General features: G+C 45.5%; 14 protein-coding genes. All 14 read right to left on the bottom strand.

Annotated features, from left to right (window positions below; genetic code table 11):
- On the bottom strand, positions 1 to 966 hold the full coding sequence (gene mraY, locus MHH49_RS17370; protein WP_036683653.1) for a phospho-N-acetylmuramoyl-pentapeptide-transferase: 966 nt from the start codon (positions 964 to 966) through the stop codon (positions 1 to 3).
- A 21-nt stretch (positions 967 to 987) separates the two neighbouring features.
- A complete protein-coding gene (locus tag MHH49_RS17365; protein WP_341087474.1) occupies positions 988 to 2394 on the bottom strand; it encodes a UDP-N-acetylmuramoyl-tripeptide--D-alanyl-D-alanine ligase in 1407 nt (468 codons plus the stop codon).
- Positions 2391 to 3878, bottom strand: a complete 1488-nt coding sequence (locus tag MHH49_RS17360) for a UDP-N-acetylmuramoyl-L-alanyl-D-glutamate--2,6-diaminopimelate ligase (protein ID WP_036683658.1) — start codon at positions 3876 to 3878, stop codon at positions 2391 to 2393. The genes MHH49_RS17365 and MHH49_RS17360 overlap by 4 nt, the downstream gene beginning before the upstream one ends.
- A 55-nt stretch (positions 3879 to 3933) precedes the next feature.
- Positions 3934 to 5859: a stage V sporulation protein D gene (locus tag MHH49_RS17355; protein ID WP_036683661.1), complete on the bottom strand. Its 1926-nt coding sequence runs from the start codon at positions 5857 to 5859 to the stop codon at positions 3934 to 3936.
- A 79-nt stretch (positions 5860 to 5938) separates the two neighbouring features.
- Positions 5939 to 8173: a penicillin-binding transpeptidase domain-containing protein gene (locus MHH49_RS17350; protein ID WP_339809459.1), complete on the bottom strand. Its 2235-nt coding sequence runs from the start codon at positions 8171 to 8173 to the stop codon at positions 5939 to 5941.
- Positions 8174 to 8219: 46 nt separating this feature from the next.
- Entirely contained in the window at positions 8220 to 8612 is a 393-nt protein-coding gene (locus tag MHH49_RS17345) for a septum formation initiator family protein (RefSeq protein ID WP_036683668.1), read from the bottom strand.
- 23 nt (positions 8613 to 8635) lie between these two features.
- Complete coding sequence (gene rsmH, locus MHH49_RS17340; protein ID WP_036683671.1) at positions 8636 to 9589, bottom strand: 16S rRNA (cytosine(1402)-N(4))-methyltransferase RsmH; 954 nt, start codon at positions 9587 to 9589, stop codon at positions 8636 to 8638.
- A 36-nt stretch (positions 9590 to 9625) separates the two neighbouring features.
- A complete protein-coding gene (gene mraZ, locus MHH49_RS17335; protein WP_036683674.1) occupies positions 9626 to 10063 on the bottom strand; it encodes a division/cell wall cluster transcriptional repressor MraZ in 438 nt (145 codons plus the stop codon).
- A 263-nt stretch (positions 10064 to 10326) separates the two neighbouring features.
- Positions 10327 to 11598: an adenosylhomocysteinase gene (locus MHH49_RS17330; RefSeq protein WP_179087734.1), complete on the bottom strand. Its 1272-nt coding sequence runs from the start codon at positions 11596 to 11598 to the stop codon at positions 10327 to 10329.
- Positions 11599 to 11762: 164 nt separating this feature from the next.
- Positions 11763 to 13394, bottom strand: coding sequence for a bacillithiol biosynthesis cysteine-adding enzyme BshC (gene bshC / locus MHH49_RS17325; RefSeq protein ID WP_036683679.1), 1632 nt, complete (start codon positions 13392 to 13394; stop codon positions 11763 to 11765).
- A 230-nt stretch (positions 13395 to 13624) separates the two neighbouring features.
- Entirely contained in the window at positions 13625 to 14545 is a 921-nt protein-coding gene (locus tag MHH49_RS17320) for an ABC transporter ATP-binding protein (RefSeq protein WP_036683682.1), read from the bottom strand.
- Positions 14542 to 15537, bottom strand: a complete 996-nt coding sequence (locus MHH49_RS17315) for an ABC transporter ATP-binding protein (RefSeq protein ID WP_036683686.1) — start codon at positions 15535 to 15537, stop codon at positions 14542 to 14544. The genes MHH49_RS17320 and MHH49_RS17315 overlap by 4 nt, the downstream gene beginning before the upstream one ends.
- Positions 15538 to 15548: 11 nt before the next feature.
- Positions 15549 to 16484, bottom strand: a complete 936-nt coding sequence (locus MHH49_RS17310; RefSeq protein WP_036683689.1) for an ABC transporter permease — start codon at positions 16482 to 16484, stop codon at positions 15549 to 15551.
- Positions 16485 to 16487: 3 nt separating this feature from the next.
- Complete coding sequence (locus tag MHH49_RS17305) at positions 16488 to 17420, bottom strand: ABC transporter permease (protein WP_036683691.1); 933 nt, start codon at positions 17418 to 17420, stop codon at positions 16488 to 16490.
- Positions 17421 to 17562: the final 142 nt, after the last annotated feature.

Genomic DNA, 17562 nt, shown 5'->3' with positions numbered 1-17562 from the left:
CTACAACCCCTTGCTAATAAATAGTCCCACAGCAGCCAACACCAAGCTAACCGCCCAGAACGAAATTACCACACGCCACTCCGACCAGCCACCAAGCTCAAAATGATGGTGAATCGGGCTCATTCTGAATACACGTTTGCCACGGGTTTTAAATGAAACGACTTGAATCACAACGGACAACATTTCAATTACAAAAACACCGCCAATGATGAGAAACAGCAGCTCACTCTTCGTGACAATAGCAATAGCACCTATCGCGCCACCAATACCAAACGAACCCGTATCCCCCATAAATACTTTAGCAGGGTGGGCATTAAACACAAGAAAGCCAAGTACAGCACCAATCATTGCCGCAGCACATACACCTGCCGCAATAGACGTAGCCTGCATTGCCACCACCGCGTATGCGGCCAAAGCAATGGCGCTAACCCCGGACAACAGTCCATCGACTCCATCTGTAAAGTTAACGGCATTCGTCACTGCCATCATCATAATAATGATGAATGGATAATAGAACCAGCCACCCCAATCAAAGCTGAAATCAGTACCTGGTACGCTGATACTTGTACTGTGTCCGGCATAAATCAGAAGACCGCACATCAGAGCACCAACCAGCAGCTGTCCAAATAACTTTTGACGTGCTGTGAGCCCTAAGGAACGCTTAAATACAATTTTGATATAGTCATCCAAAAACCCGATCAATCCAAAACCAAGCGTAGCTACGAGCAGTACGTAAAAATCTGTATTCACCACAGAAAATTTCAGATAAGACAAGGTAAAAGCTACGATAATCACGATACCGCCCATAGTCGGCGTTCCCGCTTTCTTCAAATGGGTTTGCGGTCCGTCATCTCGCACCTGCTGTCCGAATTTCATCCTGCGCAGAAGCGGAATGAAGAGCGGAGCGGCAATGACCGCAAGGATAAAGGAAACAGCAATAGTCAATAACAATAGTTGATAATCCATGGGTACACCCCCTCCAATGATTTAGGTCTGTTGAATATCTTTATTTAGGCTCTGAAGCACTTCCTCGAGCTTCATCCCTCTTGATCCTTTAAATAGAACAATATCCTTAGCACTGCATTTCTCTAGAAGGACAGCGGTTAGTTCCGCTTTATCTGTAAAAGCTTTTACGCGCTCTTTGCCGAATTTCTCTTCTGCTGCTTTGGCAATATGAACGGATAATGGTCCGTAAGTACATACAAAATCAGTTAATGAAGGGTCAAGGTAGTAGCCTATTTCTTGATGAAATTCTACTTCCTCCGGCCCAAGTTCCAGCATGTCCCCGAGCACAGCGATTTTATTGCCACTGCATTTCATAGATTGCAGGACATCTATAGCCGCCTTCATAGAAGTAGGGCTGGCATTATAAGCATCGTTTAAAAGCGTAAGTCCGGAGGAAGTCCGAATCACTTCAATCCGCATGCCCGTCAACTTGAGCCTGCTGAGACCGTCCTTCATATTCTGCTCCGTAACCCCAAAATGACGAGCAACCGCTAGTGCAGCCAGAGCGTTAACAACGTTATGCTGACCTGGCAGCGGTAATGTAAAAGCATGTTCCTTATGACGGCTTGACGTGAACGTCATGCCACCAGTATGGGACATCATCCCTGTTGGATAATCATCATTATCCTCATTTAGACCAAATCGGAAGATTCTCATCCCTTCTGGAGCCTTAAAAGTGGACTCTTGCATTACCTCAGTCAGCAGCGGTTCGTCACCATTATAAATCAGCAATCCCCCCGGCTTCAGCCCTTCAGCAATCTCCAGCTTGGCGCGGGCTATTTCTTTACGTGACCCCAGCTGCAGTAAATGCGACTCGCCTACATTAGTAATTACCGCTACGTCTGGTTCAGCCAAAGAAGCCAGCAGAGCAATTTCTCCCCGCGAGCTCATCCCCATTTCAAGTACAGCGATCTCTGTATCCTCAGCCATGGATAAAATAGTAAGCGGAAGACCGATATGATTATTGAAATTCCCTGCTGTCTTATGCACTTTGAACTGCACTTCAAGCAGAGACATAATGATATCTTTTGTTGTTGTTTTCCCGTTGCTGCCCGTAACAGCGACAACCTGTGGAGCCACTTCCTTCAGATAAGCAGCGGACAACTTCTGAAGAGCCTCTAGTGTATCTTCAACAATAATAACTCCGCCACCTTCAGGTACCGGTCCTTTATCGCGTTGCCACAAGGTTGCACCCGCACCAGCAGCCAGTGCTGCGGCAGCATAGTGGTGACCATCGAATTTGTCTCCAGATAGAGGCACAAACAGGCAGCCGGGTGTGATCTTACGGGAGTCGGTAACGACTCCCGTAAGGGTTGTATTCATAGCTTCGACAGCAGCAGGTTCCCCTGCGCACATGGCAGCAATATTTTCAAGCGTTCTTGTAATCAATAGTTTCGGCCCCTTATAACTTCTTTAGCGACGATGCGGTCATCGAAATCATGAACCACTCCGCCAATCAGTTGATAGGTCTCATGACCTTTCCCCGCAATCAATACTACATCGCCAGGGCTTGCCATTTCAATAGCCTTCCCGATAGCTTCTCGGCGATCAACAATCATATGATACCGGTCAGAGGTGACTCCATCCTCTACTAGTCCTGCTTCTATATCCTTCAAGATTAGTTGAGGGTCCTCCGTCCGGGGGTTGTCAGAAGTTACGAATACCATGTCGCTATATCGTGCAGCGATCTTCCCCATTAATGGACGTTTCGTCCGGTCTCTGTCACCGCCACAGCCAAACACTGTAAGCACTTTGCCGGTAGCAAATTCGCAGACCGTTTTTAATACATTCTCTAGCCCGTCTGGTGTATGTGCGTAGTCAACGATAACAGCAAATTCCTGACCTTCGTCCACTGACTCCACCCGTCCAGCTACACCATCGATTGCCTCAAGACTAGTCTTGATATCAGCCAGAGAGACATCTTCCAATAAAGCAGCTGTAATCGCCGCGAGTGCATTGTAGACATTGAACTTACCAACCATACGGAGTGAAATGTCCGTCTTCCCCTTAAACGTATCCACATGGAAAAAAGTTCCTTTTGCAGTGATCGATATTTGCGAAGCTCGGACATTAGCGTTGTTATCAATGCCATATGTAATCACTTCCGCCGCAGTTTGGGCTGCAAAATAGTGACTTGCTTCATCATCCGCGTTCAACACCGCATATTTGCGTTCTTCCTTCCACGGAGAGATCACATTTCCTAATCTGGAGAAAAAGAGCCCTTTAACCGCCCGATACTCCTCCATTGTATGATGATAATCCAGATGATCTTGGGTTAAGTTCGTAAAAATTGCCGTACGGAAGTCCGCACCCTTCACACGTCCTTGCTGAAGTGCGTGAGAGGATACTTCCATTACGCAACACTCCACACCTTTGGAAGCCATATCATGAAGGGACCGCTGCAGATCTAGCGACTCCGGAGTTGTGCCTGACATAGGGTAGCTTTTGCCGTCATAGCGCATTTGAATCGTTCCAATCAGACCTGTCTTCATATTCTGATCCTGCATAATCCGCTCAATGAGATAAGTCGTTGTTGTTTTGCCGTTTGTGCCCGTCACCCCGATCATTCTCATCCGGCTGCTAGGTGAGCCAAAGAAAGCATTCGACATGACAGACATCGCAAACCGGCAGTCATCCACAACAATCTGCGGGATATCAAGCTCCAGCTTGTGCTCACATACAATAGCCGCCGCTCCGGAGGCTACTGCTTGCGGCGCATATTTGTGCCCGTCCACGGTGTGGCCAGGCAAACAGATGAATAGATCTCCCGGGCCTACACGGCGGGAATCCGTCTGAAGATCAGTAATCTCCACATCTCCATCCCCGTATAGTTGCGAAGTAGCAAGACAAGCAGATAATTCGTTAACTTTCATAGTAATCCCTCACTCTACATTTTCGGATACGAGCTGAAACCTTATACCTTAATCATTATTCACTAGATGCTCCCATATAAATCCTGATGGTTGAGCCCTGTTCTACTCTGGCCCCAGCCTTAGGAGCTTGATTGATGACCGTATTTCCTGTGCCTGAACGTGCAAGATTAAAATTCATATTTAAATCCTCATAGATATCCTGCACCGTTGCTCCGGTAAGATCAGGTACGGTCACTATCGGAGTTTCGCCATACTTATAAGTTTTGGGAAGCTGATCACTGCGCTCCGGAACCTTCATATAGTGCAGTGAGTCTTCCAAAATATTTTGCACGATTGGAGCTGCAACCACACCCCCAAATTGAATCCCTTTCGGATTATCCACGGCAGTGTACACAACGATCTGAGGATCATCCGCTGGCGCAAAGCCAATAAAAGAAACAATGTGCTCTGTTGGAGAATAACGTCCATTTACAACCTTCTGTGCAGTACCCGTCTTGCCACCTACACGATAGCCGTCAATAAAAGCCGGCCGTCCTGTGCCTTTGGCAACCACGCTCTCAAGTGCTGCCCGCACCTTCTTGGATGTTTCCTCCGAAATGACCTGCCGCACAAGCTCTGGCTTCACCTCTGATACAGTCTCTCCAGTAACCGGGTTAACCCATGCTTTTGTTACATGCGGTTTATAGAGATTACCGCCGTTGATAGCCGCGGATACCGCAGCAATCTGCTGAATAGGCGTAACCGAAACCCCTTGGCCGAAGGCTGTAGTCGAAAGCTCTACCGGACCTACTTGACTGAGCTTGAACAGAATGCCATTAGCTTCCCCATTCAGATCAATTCCCGTTTTGCTGCCAAAACCAAAATCACGAATATATTTGAAAAGTGATTCTTTTCCCAGCCGTTGCCCTAAGGCGACAAACCCAGGGTTACAGGAGTTCTCAACTACCTGTAAAAAGGTTTGACTACCGTGGCCGCCCTTTTTCCAGCAGCGCAGCTTTGCGCCCGCTACCTCGATAAAACCCGGATCATAGAAATGATCGTTCTGAAGATCTACTTTACCTTCCTGCAGCGCAGCAGCCAGAGTAATGATTTTGAACGTTGAACCAGGTTCATAGGTCATCCAGATAGGCAGATTCCGGTTGTAAATCTGCGCATCATATTCCTTGTATGATGCTGGTTCATACCCCGGTCTGCTAGCCATGGCTAGTATCTCACCATTCTTCGGATTCATAGCTATAGCCCAAGCACCCTGCGCCTGATATTTTACCATAGCCTGATCCAGCTCACGTTCCATAATGGACTGGATCTGTTTATCAATCGTCAGCTCCAGATTAAGTCCGTCTTGAGGGGCAGAATATTTCTCAGATGAGCCAGGCATAAGTCTTCCGCCTGCATCAGACAAATAAGAAATATTGCCGGCTATGCCTTTGAGCAGATTGTCATATATACTCTCTACTCCTGTAATACCCTGGTTATCTATACCTGTAAAGCCTAAAATATGCGCGGCTAAATCGCCGTAAGGGTAATATCTTTTGCTATCCTCAGCGACAACGATGCCCGGCAGCTGCAAATCACGGATGCTCGCGGCAAGATCCATCGTAATTTTGCGGCCGCCGGGCTGAAGTTTCACCGACATTTCTTTTTTGGACAGCAATGTCATCAGCTTCTCCTCAGTCATCCCAAGCAGTGGAGCTAATTGCTGTGCTGTCTTTTGCTTCTCTTTTACCTGCACCGGTACTGCATACACTGTAGGTGTGGTGATATTAGAAACGAGCGGCACACCTTCACGATCCATAATTTCACCACGTTTAGCGGTAAAAGGAATATTGCGGCGCAAGGAATCTTCTACCTTCGCAGTCAATTCCTCGCCTTGAGATAATTGCACATACGCAAGACGCACGACCAGCGAACCGAATAACACTGCCAGTCCCAGCAATGTCCACAGCATTCTCCGCCGTGTTACGACTTTGGAAACCTTCATTCCGTTCTCCCCCACTTTCAACAATAGACATGAGCTCTTATCTTCATGACTATTCGGGACAAACAGGGGTTAGAACAAGCTATGTTCCGCTCTCGGGATCTGTCCCCTCATCAGCAGGCGGGGCCACGGGAATATCTTCGCCATAATCATTTAATGGCTTCATTTTCAAAGTGACCAAGGTCTTGCCATTTTGCGTGCCTACAATCTGTTCTGAGACGTAACCTTCTCCGTCTACCGCAATCTCTACTTTTAGTAGAGTTAGAATTTCAAGTGCATCACGCAGGGATTCCCCTTTTAAATCTGGAATGGTAGGCTGAGCCCCCTGCGGACTTAATAAATAGATCCGTTGCCCTGTAGCAAGCTTCGTACCTGCCTCAGGATATTGACTCTCTACAGCAGATCCTTCTCCGACCACTACATAATCGAAGCCTTGATCCAAAAGTGCTTCTCTTGCTTCCTTCATCGTCTTGTCTGTTAGATCTGGTGTAGTCCGAAGTGCGACTGTTTCAGTCTTAGCCGGCTTTTTGCTGCTGCTATCACTAGCCTCAGACGCCAGCTTAGGTACTCCCATGTATTGCAGAGACTGGGATACAATCTCTTTAAATACTGGAGCAGCTGCCTTACCGCCGCCAACCTCAACGTTCGGTTCATCAATAATGACAATAACAGCGATCTTTGGATCATCAACAGGAGCATAACCAATAAAGGAGACAAGTACTTTGGATTTCACATAATCCTTACCTTCAACCTTGATAGCCGTTCCTGTCTTTCCTGCCACGCGATAGCCGTCAATATAAGCGTTGCGGCCTGTTCCTTTTACTTGGTCAGCAACAACCTGCTCCAAATATTCACCCGTTTTCTTGGCGCTTTCCTCATCAATCACCTGACGCACTACACTAGGCTCAGTAACCTTTGTCTCACCAGTGTTAGGGTTTGTGACCTCCTTAACTACATACGGAGTCATCAACTTCCCCCCATTAGCGATAGCAGATACGGCAACGAGCTGCTGAAGTGGGGTTACTAGCACTTTTCCGTGTCCATATGCGAGTGTCGCAATTTCTATAGGACGTCCAACATTAGGGTTAACGACCCCGCTTGCTTCTCCTGGCAGATCGATTCCCGTTTTCTCATTGAAGCCAAAATCATTGATATACTGTAATAGCTTGTCCTGTCCGAGCATTTCATATAGCTTAACGAATAGAACGTTACTAGAACGTTTCACACCTTCAAGAAAACTGATTTGCCCCCATCCAGCATGATTAATATCATGCAGTGCCTTACTATATCCCTTTATCCGGATGGACCCGGACAAAAATGTCGCAACAGGATCAAAAAGCTTCTCTTCTACTGCGGCGGCAAGCGTTACAATTTTGAAGGTGGAACCAGGCTCATAAGTAGATTTAATAGCATGATTATAGAATCCTGCCCCTTCAGCCCCGGTCTTCCAAAATTCATTTGGATTATAGGTAGGCATGTTGGCTAATCCCAAAATCTCCATCGTGTTCGGATCAGCAGCAATGACACTCATACTTTTTGGCTTATATTGCGCATACGCCTTTTGCATGGCCTCTTCTATATAATGCTGGATCGTACTATCGATTGTAAGCTTGAAATTACTTCCATTTACTACTGGCTTATAGGTATCTTGTGAATCCGGCAATTTTACCCCTTGACCGTCACTTTGATAAAGCAGCTTGCCATCGGCACCCTTAAGCTCCGTATCAAAGTATTTTTCCAGTCCCATGATAGCATTGCCGTCCCTATCTGTATAACCTAAGATATGTGCAGCTAATTCATCTTTTGGATAATATCGTTTCTGCTCTCTAACAAGCCCAATACCGGTCTCTTGAATTTTATGTTCTTTACCTAGGGCTACATAAAATTCTTTCACCTTATCGGCAAGCTCCTGATCAATCTTCCAGCCTTCATTACGTATTTCACGGTTCTTGAGGTAAGCACCCGTCTTTTCGTCCTTGGCTTCAACCAGCTTACGCAGCTCATCCTCTGGTTTGCCTAGCAATTCGTGTAATCCTGTGATGACCTCTTCCCCGATGCCTTGTTGTTGAATCACTTCAGGATTCACCACCACGGTATAAGCAGGGACATCGCTAGCAAGCACACTCCCGTTACGGTCAGAAATCGTACCTCGCTCCGCTTTGATAGTTGAGGTATGCGCCCAAAGTGTGGCGGCCTTTTCCTGCCATTCCTCACCTTGCATAACTTGAATCCAGAACACTCTAACGATCAAAACAAGAAAAAAGAGGGTAATACACCCTCCTATAAACAGCGTGCGAAGTTTTATTCTTTTCAGCATAAGCGAACCTCACAACTTTTTTTATTGCGATCTTGCCAATCGCTCACTAATTATCACCTGGAGTCGTTGCCGAGCTTGCCGGAATATAGATTGTTGCATTCTCATCCGGAGACACATAACCAAGATCCCGTGCTTTTTGGGCGACTTTCTGCTCTAGATTCTGCTTTTCCATCTGATACGTAGAAATCTGCTTCTTAGCTGTTGCAATATCCTGATCTAATTTCTGAGCCTGCAAGTTCAAATCATAAATTTGGACGTAACGTGAAATCAGGGTGATCGCCACCAGAACGCATACTCCTAGCGTCAGCATATACAAAAGTTTCTCTTGCAGCGGAAGTACTCTTCGTCTGGTAACTACTTTTGTCTTCTCGCGGTAAAGGGGGTTTACCTCTTCTTTTCTTTTGGGCTGAACTGCTAAATTGCCGCGGGTATAGGCCATCTCTGACTCTCCTTTATCGTCAATTACAATTTTTCTGCAATGCGCAGCTTAGCTGAGCGGGCTCGGGTATTAAGCTCAAGCTCTTCTTCAGAAGGCACAAGCGGTTTACGATTGATTAACTTAAGCGTACCTTTCGCGCCGCATACGCAAAACGGAAAGTCAGGCGGGCATGTACATCTGCTTAAATAGCTGCTAAAAATTTGCTTGCAAATTCGGTCTTCGAGCGAATGAAAGGTGATGACGGATACTCTGCCTCCTGGTGCAAGGCAACGTACTGCACTATGTAGCCCTTCTTCAAAAGCACCCAATTCGTCATTCACAGCAATCCTTAATCCTTGAAAGCTACGTTTAGCGGGATGCCCTCCTGTTCTTCGAGCAGCTGCCGGGATACCTTCCTTGATCAGTTCTGCTAATTCTCCTGTTGTCTCAATAGGAGCTTCTTCTCTTCTGTCAACAATTTTTCTAGCGATTCTCCGCGAGAATTTCTCTTCTCCATATTGGAAAAGAACACGGGCAATCTCCTGCTCGGACCATGTATTCACAATTTCAGCAGCCGTCAAAAGTGCTGACTGATCCATGCGCATGTCCAGCGGAGCATCATGATTGTAACTAAAGCCTCGTTCCCCTTCGTCAAACTGGGGAGAGGATACGCCAAGATCAAAGAGCACTCCATCTACTTGGGGAATACCATCTGTTTGTGGCACAAAGGGCACATCCTTAAGTACACTCTCCAGATCACGGAAGTTAGTCTTAATAGTCACAACCTTGTCTCCGTATTCCGCTAATCTTTCTTTGGCGTTCTCCAAAGCCCAATCATCTTGATCCAAACAGATTAAACGGCCTTCGCCGCTAAGCTTGGAAGCAATAAGTGAGCTGTGTCCCGCCCCACCGAGAGTGCAATCTACATAGATTCCGTCTTTTTTGATGTGCAGCCCTTCTGTCGCTTCTTCCTTAAGCACCGTGATGTGGTGAAACAAGCTGCATCCCTCCAGGACAGTATTCGTTATTGTGTTTTATAGATCAAAATTGAAATCCACCAATTTCTCAGCGATTTCGTTGAACGATTCCTCGGACTGTTCGAAGTACTGTTCCCAAAGCTCTTTGTTCCAGATTTCCACCCGGTTCGAAACGCCCAGAATGACACAGTCTTTGTCCAGTTTGGCATACTGCCGTAAATTGGCCGGCAGATTTACCCTTCCCTGCTTATCCCAAACACATTCAGTTGCACCTGAGAAAAAAAAGCGGCTAAATGCGCGGGCATCTGATTTCATCAGCGAAAGGCTTTTAAGCTTTTGTTCCATGATTGCCCATTCTTCCATGGGATAAACAAACAGGCAGGAGTCTAGGCCGCGGGTCGTCACGAAGGAGGTTCCGAGCAATTCACGGAGTTTAGCCGGAATAATGATTCGGCCTTTGTCGTCAATGCTGTGTTGATACTCTCCCATGAACATCCTTTTTCCCACCCCTAATCCCCGAATCCCCACTTTACCCCACTTTTCACCACTTAAGCATAATAGATTCGCCATTAAAAATCAAAAACCTTTTTCTGGCCAAGGAAATTTTTCCTAAATCAGATAGATCGTTTCCCGAAAAACATTTCTCCACAGAAAAAAGCCATACAATCGGAATCTTGTCCGTTGCATGGCTTTGTTAAAAAAGTTGCTTCAGTTCAAGGTACACTGGTTAATACACTTTATTGTTATGCGTTCAGTTATTAATCGTTCAAATTCCAGCTGTCCAAATAATCCACTTGCGCCGGAGTCAGGCTATCGATGTTAATGCCCAGACTTTCCAGCTTATAACGTGCTACTTGCTCATCCAGCTCATAAGGAACATTTTCAACTTTTACGCCAATGCTCTTATAATTATCATTTACATATTTCAGCGACAGCGCCTGGAGCGCAAAGGTTGTATCCATAATTTCAGCAGGGTGACCATCAGCAGCACCCAGATTTACAAGTCTGCCTTCGGCAAGCAGATATAATTTACGTCCGTCACGAAGCTGGTACTCTTCGATATTTTTGCGAACGGTACGTTGGGATACGGATCTTTCCGACAACTCAGGCTTATTCACTTCAACGTCGAAATGGCCCGCGTTGCACATGATCGCTCCATCCTTCATCACATCATAATGTTCACCGCGAATTACATAACGGTTACCAGTTACTGTAACGAAGAAATCACCAACCTTAGCTGCTTCCAGCATTGGCATTACTTCAAAACCGTCCATATGTGCTTCAACGGCTTTAATCGCATCAACTTCTGTGACAACCACTTTTGCTCCAAGCCCTTTGGCGCGCATGGCAACACCTTTACCACACCAGCCGTAACCGACAACAACTACTGTTTTACCCGCTACGATAAGGTTGGTTGTGCGAATAATTCCATCCCATGCCGATTGGCCAGTGCCATAACGGTTATCAAACAAATATTTGCAGTAGGCATCATTAACCGCGACCATTGGGAACTTCAATACGCCTTGCTTTTGCAGAGCTTTTAGACGAATAATCCCGGTTGTTGTTTCTTCAGCACCCCCGCGAATATTCTCCATCAGATCAGAACGCTCCGAATGCAGCAATGTAGCAAAATCCCCACCGTCATCAATAATCAAGTCCGGTTTGCTCTCCAGTGCCTTGATATTAAGGGCTTTAAATTCTTCAGGAGACGGATTGTATTTAGCAAATACTGTGATTCCATCCTCCACAAGCGCTGCACATACATCATCCTGTGTAGAAAGTGGATTCGAACCTGTAATGGTTACATCTGCACCACCAGCTTTGACAACCTTCGCCAAATACGCGGTTTTAGCTTCCAAATGCAATGTAATCGAAACTTTTAGACCTTTAAATGGCTGTTCTGCTTCAAACTGCTCACGAATACGGTTCAGTACCGGCATATGCTGGCGAACCCAGTCGATTTTCAAATGCCCTTCCGGTGCGAGTGACATATCAGCCACGATACTATTTTGTTTAGATGAACTCATTATGAAACCTCCTAAAAGTTTGTGAGCGTTACTACATTGAATCTACTTCGTACAAAACTTGCTTCGTAAGCATACGCTTTGTTTTGTGAGCGTTACTACATTGATCTACTTCGTACAAAACTCACTTCGTAAGCATACGCTTTGTTTTGTGGAAAGCAATACTTCCATTACATATAAATGATGCGATGTGTTCCACTGTAATCCGGTTCAACCGTCATTAGCTCATCCAGCCAAGCAAGCCCGTACCGGTTCAAGTAATACATGATATTGTACACTCTTTCCTGCAGTTTACCCAGTGGCATTAATGACAGCTCGATTCGCTCCCATTGCCGGATTGCAGCTTCGTTCTGTTTTGCCATTGCATCTTGGGCTTTCGCCTGTAAAAAAGTAATCTGATCTAGAATCTTCTCTTTATTGTTATTCCCCAGCTTAAGCAGACCGGCCTGAACCGTTCCAAGCTGCTCAATCAGCGGTTCGTACATGGCGGCAAATGAGGTTTTGGTTTCTTCAAAACGGCGTTCAATCCCGAGCTCATCCTGTGCGGCCAGCCATTCATGTCTTTTATGATCCAGTCCTTGTCTTACATCCTCAAAGCTAAGTTGATATTTGTCCATATGCTTGTGCAGCGTACCTTCTACGACAGTAAAAGACATTCTAGGGATAATTAACGGCATTTCTCCCCCAATGGTCTCAAACGCACGGCGCGGAATGGCCCAGTAAGCAATCTCACCTTGACCCAGCACCGTTGCCAGAACAGGCAGCACATAATCCTGCATAAGTGGACGTGTCAGCACATTGTTGCTAAAGCGTTCCGGATGTGCCTGCACCTCCTCAAGTAATTCATCACGGGTAAAGGATACCTGACCCTTGCGATCCGTAAAGATTCCGTCCTTCTTGTGAAGCAGAAGCCGTGTACCTTCATGAATATAAAAGAGGTTGGCATTGCCAGCTGTAACATCAGCCTGAAGCTCATATCCAGCGCCCACAATATCAGAAGCAGAATTCATATACGCTGTTTCCAGTGCATCATTCTGCATAATTAGCGAAGTGAAAAATGGCTGTTCTAACTTACGTAAGTTGGGATCAGCAGAATCAAGCAGAATCAGACCAAATTTACCAAATAATGAACCCATCAGCTTGGCAAATGCATCCGTCATACTATCAGCTCTAAAAGAAGAAGTGCGAATGAATTCCATGATCTGCGGCTTAAAGTCGCTTTCCTGAAGCAGACCGTCTAACTGTTCTACTACCTGCTGCCAGCTTTCCTCTTCTACACGAATATCACTTACTGAGGAGCGTTTCTCTTCTGACTTTTCTATCTTAATCTTAGTAATCTCCTGCGTACGATTCAGTACATACGTATGATTCACTTCATCCCAGTCATGATCTTCACCTGCAATCCAGAATAAAGGAACTACAGGTCGGCCGAGTTGTTCAGCTGCTTCTTTTGCCGCCATAATGGTAGTTGCAGCTTTATATACCACTAACAGGGGTCCAGTAAATAGTCCGCTTTGCTGCCCACCTGTCACCACTAATGTCCCCGGCTGCTCTAAGAGCGCCAGCGAAGCCATCACCGCATCATGCGAATTATGCTTTTCATTATATTGTCGTAGACACCCAGCAATCTGAGTCCGGTCGGCACGAAGGCTTTCTCTGCTATCTAGCCAATCGGCCCGTCTACTTCTACTTTCTTTATTGCGGAAATCCCCACCGTACAAATGACTAACCTTTTCAAAATGATCTATATAGTCGCGCGAGAGTGCAGATCCACCCTTGAGCGGTTCCGTTACAATATTCATTCGCTAGTGCCTCCAGTTCTACTAAGCAGTTATATGTAAATCCAAGTTCGTAAAAACTCTCTATGATTGTATCCAAAGTCAGGAGCCGCGTCAAAGCAAAACATGTCTTGATATCAGCAACACAGGTACAGCCAACTGTTCAATTATACTATAAAATCATTAAATAATATCCTAAATACATACAAGAGGCGAGAGCATAATGCTCCCGCCTTTGAAAACCTAAGTATAAATTATGCGAATTTTTTGCTGACAAAGTGGCCTTTAGATACTTCTACTAATTCAAAGTCACTGTCATTGGTCTTATCGTTAGCAGAATAAATAGGGCTGCCAAGCTCATCATGCAAGTGAATACGTTTTTTGTTGACTTCAATTTCCGGGTCCGGAACTGGAATAGCCGACAATAGGGATTTAGTATAAGGGTGGATAGGATTTGCATATAGCTCTTCACTTTCCGCCAACTCAACCATTTTACCCAAGTACATAACTGCTACGCGATCACTGATATGTTTAACCATGGACAGATCATGCGCGATGAAAAGATAAGTCAATCCCAGACGATCTTGCAATTCTTTAAGCAAGTTAACGACCTGAGCTTGAATGGATACGTCAAGTGCGGAAATCGGCTCATCACAAACGATGAACTTAGGATTAACCGCTAACGAACGGGCAATCCCGATACGTTGACGTTGTCCACCGGAGAATTCATGCGGATAACGGGTTGCATGGTCATGATTAAGACCAACCATATCCAGCAGTTCTTCAATCCGTTTCTTACGTTCTGCACGGCTGCCAGCCATTCCGTGAATGTCCAGTGCCTCGCCGATGATATCAGAAACCGTAAACCGCGGGTTAAGCGATGCGTACGGATCTTGGAAAATCATTTGCATGTCACGGCGCATAGCCTTCATTTGATTTCCAGGTAATTTATAAATGTCTGTACCATTATATTTCACACTTCCAGCAGTTGGCTCATACAAGCGAAGAATCGTACGTCCAGCAGTAGTCTTACCACAACCGGACTCACCTACCATCCCAAGTGTCTCGCCCTCACGGATCGTGAAGTTAATATTATCAACAGCCTTAAGAACCTTACCTTTACCTACATTAAAATATTTCTTAAGACCTTCTACCTCTATTAGGTTCTTACTCAAGAGTACTGCACCTCCTTGGCCATCGAATGCAGATTCCAGCAACGCGCCATATGCGTTTCGCTGAATTCTGTGGCGCCGGGATCGATTTGTTCGCACACATGCATCGCTTCATTGCAACGAGCAGTGAACGGACAGCCGATCGGCGGCTTGATCAGATCTGGCGGTGTGCCGATGATCGGAATAAGCGGCTCGCCTTTCTTTTGGTCCAGACGCGGCATTGAGCGCAGCAGACCTTTGGTGTATGGATGTTGTGGATTTTTAAAGATTTCCCATCTTGTTCCGGTCTCCACAACCTCACCTGCATACATTACAATCACCCGATCACACATGCCAGCAACTACGCCGAGATCATGTGTAATCAGAATAATGGAGGTACCTAGTTTTTGCTGCATCTCTCTCATAACTTCCATGATCTGCGCCTGAATGGTTACATCTAGAGCCGTTGTAGGCTCATCCGCTATCAGCAAAGCCGGACGGCAAGCTAACGCGATTGCGATCATTACACGCTGGCGCATACCGCCTGAGAATTCGTGGGGATATTGGTTAAAGCGAGCCTCCGCATTTTTGATGCCTACTAATTTCAACATCTCCATACCTTGCTTTTTCGCTTCGGCCGCTGACATTTTCTGATGTTTAATCAAAACTTCAGTGATCTGTTTGCCCACTTTGATGGTTGGGTTCAGAGAAGTCATCGGGTCTTGAAAAATCATGCCAATATCTTTACCGCGAATAGATTCCATTTCTTTCATGCTTTTGTCTAGCAGATTCTGTCCTTGAAAAATAATTTCTCCCTTTTTCACTTTAGAAGGTGGAGAAGGGATCAAACGCATAATCGATTGAGCAGTTACACTCTTACCGCTGCCGGACTCGCCGACGATGGCAACCGTTTCGCCTTTGCCAATTTCAAAATTCATACCACGGACAGCTTGTACTTCTCCGCCCTTAACAAAAAAGGAAATATGCAAATCTTTGACTTGTAAAATAGGTTCCATCCATATTCCTCCTATTTCTTCAGCTTAGGATCAAGCGCGTCACGAAGACCATCACCGAAAATGTTGAAAGAAAGCATTGTTAAGCTGATTAGGATCGCAGGGAACAAGAAGCGCCATGGATAGTACAGCCAGCCGGTGAGTGAGTCATTGATCATCGATCCAAGTGAAGCAACAGGAGCTTGTACACCAAGACCCAAGAAGCTTAGGAAGGCCTCAGCAAAGATAGCATTTGGTACAGACAGTGTAATGGTTACGATAATCGGACCAACCGCGTTCGGCAGAAGGTGCTTGAACAACAGTCTCGCAGAACCAGCACCCATGGAACGGGACGCCAATACGAATTCGCGATTCTTGAGCTGCATAATTTCTCCACGCACAATCCACGACATCGTAATCCAGCCTGTAATGGTTAGAGCTAGGATGATTGTTCCAAGACTTGGCTCAAGAACGACCAAGAGCAAGATTACAACCAGCAAATATGGAATAGAATACAAAATTTCAGAGAATTTATTCATAATATTATCTACACGGCCGCCGAAGAAGCCCATAATGCCTCCGTAGATAACACCGATGAACAAGTCGATGGCTGCCGCAGCAAGACCAACGATCAAGGAGATCCGTGCACCGTACCAAGTACGAACAAAGATATCACGACCAAGATCATCCGTTCCAAACCAGTGATCGGAGGAAGGGGGCTTGTTGGTGCTCATCAAATCATTAGAATAATAGTTATATTTCGAGATAAAAGGTGCAAAAATCGCTGCAAGTACAATCAAACCCAGGATACCGAGCGCAGTCATCGCCATTTTATTTTGACGCAACCGTTGCCAAGAGTCTTTCCAAGCAGAGAGACTCTCACGCTGGATAACTTCGGCTTCTTTTTCATCCACACCGACTTTTTGAAAATCTTCCGGTTTTAGATTTAGCAAGTTATTTTCAGTAGCCACTCTTTAGCCCTCCTTTCCTCCACTTAATTTCATACGTGGGTCAATCAATACATAAGCAATATCAGTAATAAAGCGGGCAACCATGAGTAATACACCATAGAAAATGGTTATCCCCATAATAACGGTATAGTCACGGACACCAATCGCTTCCACGAACTGTTTACCAATACCCCCAACACCAAAGATCTGCTCGATAACAACCGAACCAGTTACGATGTTAGCTGTCATTGGACCCATATAAGTAACAACAGGTAGAATTCCGTTACGAAGTACATGACGGCTCAGAATAGCCATCCAGCTCAATCCCTTTGCTTTAGCCGTTTTGATATAATCCGCATTCAAAACTTCAAGCATGCTTGAACGGGTCAAGCGGGCGATAAAGGCGATCGGCTGTGCCGAGAGCGCGGCCACGGGTAAGAAATAATAGATTGGCCCTTTAAAACCTGAAACCGGTACCCAACCCAGTTTGAAAGCAAATACGTACTGCAGTAATGACGCGACTACAAAGCTCGGAACCGCAATCCCCAGAACTGCCAGCACCATAGCTGCGCTGTCAATAAACTTTCTGTGATAGAGTGCCGCCAACATGCCGAGAAATACTCCGACAATAACCGCCACAACGATTGCGACGAGTCCCAGCTTCAGCGACGCTGAAAAGGTTTGACTGATCAAATGTGATACATCTTGATTTAGGCGTTTCATTGAGACACCTAGGTCACCTTGGATAATATCACCTAAATACTTAAAATACTGATGAGAGAGCGGCTTGTCCAGACCATATTGTTCCATCAGACGTGCTTTAATTTCTGGCGGTACCTTCTTTTCAGAAGTAAACGGATCCCCCGGAATAGCTTTCATCAAGAAAAAGGTAGCTGAAATCAATACAAATAGAGAAACCAACATATAGAAAAACTTATTTGCGACATAACGAACCATCCCCATCACACCTCCTCCGACAATTTTTGATACACATAATAATGATTTTATGAAAAAAACGGATTTTTGTCTATTTTCTATATATGTTATTAATAACATTAATTAACAAATAGACAGGAGTACAAAAAAAAGGGATATATAT

Source organism: Paenibacillus sp. FSL F4-0122, assembly GCF_038002845.1.
In the GTDB taxonomy this organism is placed as follows: domain Bacteria; phylum Bacillota; class Bacilli; order Paenibacillales; family Paenibacillaceae; genus Paenibacillus_AQ; species Paenibacillus_AQ odorifer.
The sequence above is the reverse complement of the archived record's forward strand: the minus strand, read 5'-3'. Positions and strand labels throughout refer to the sequence as shown.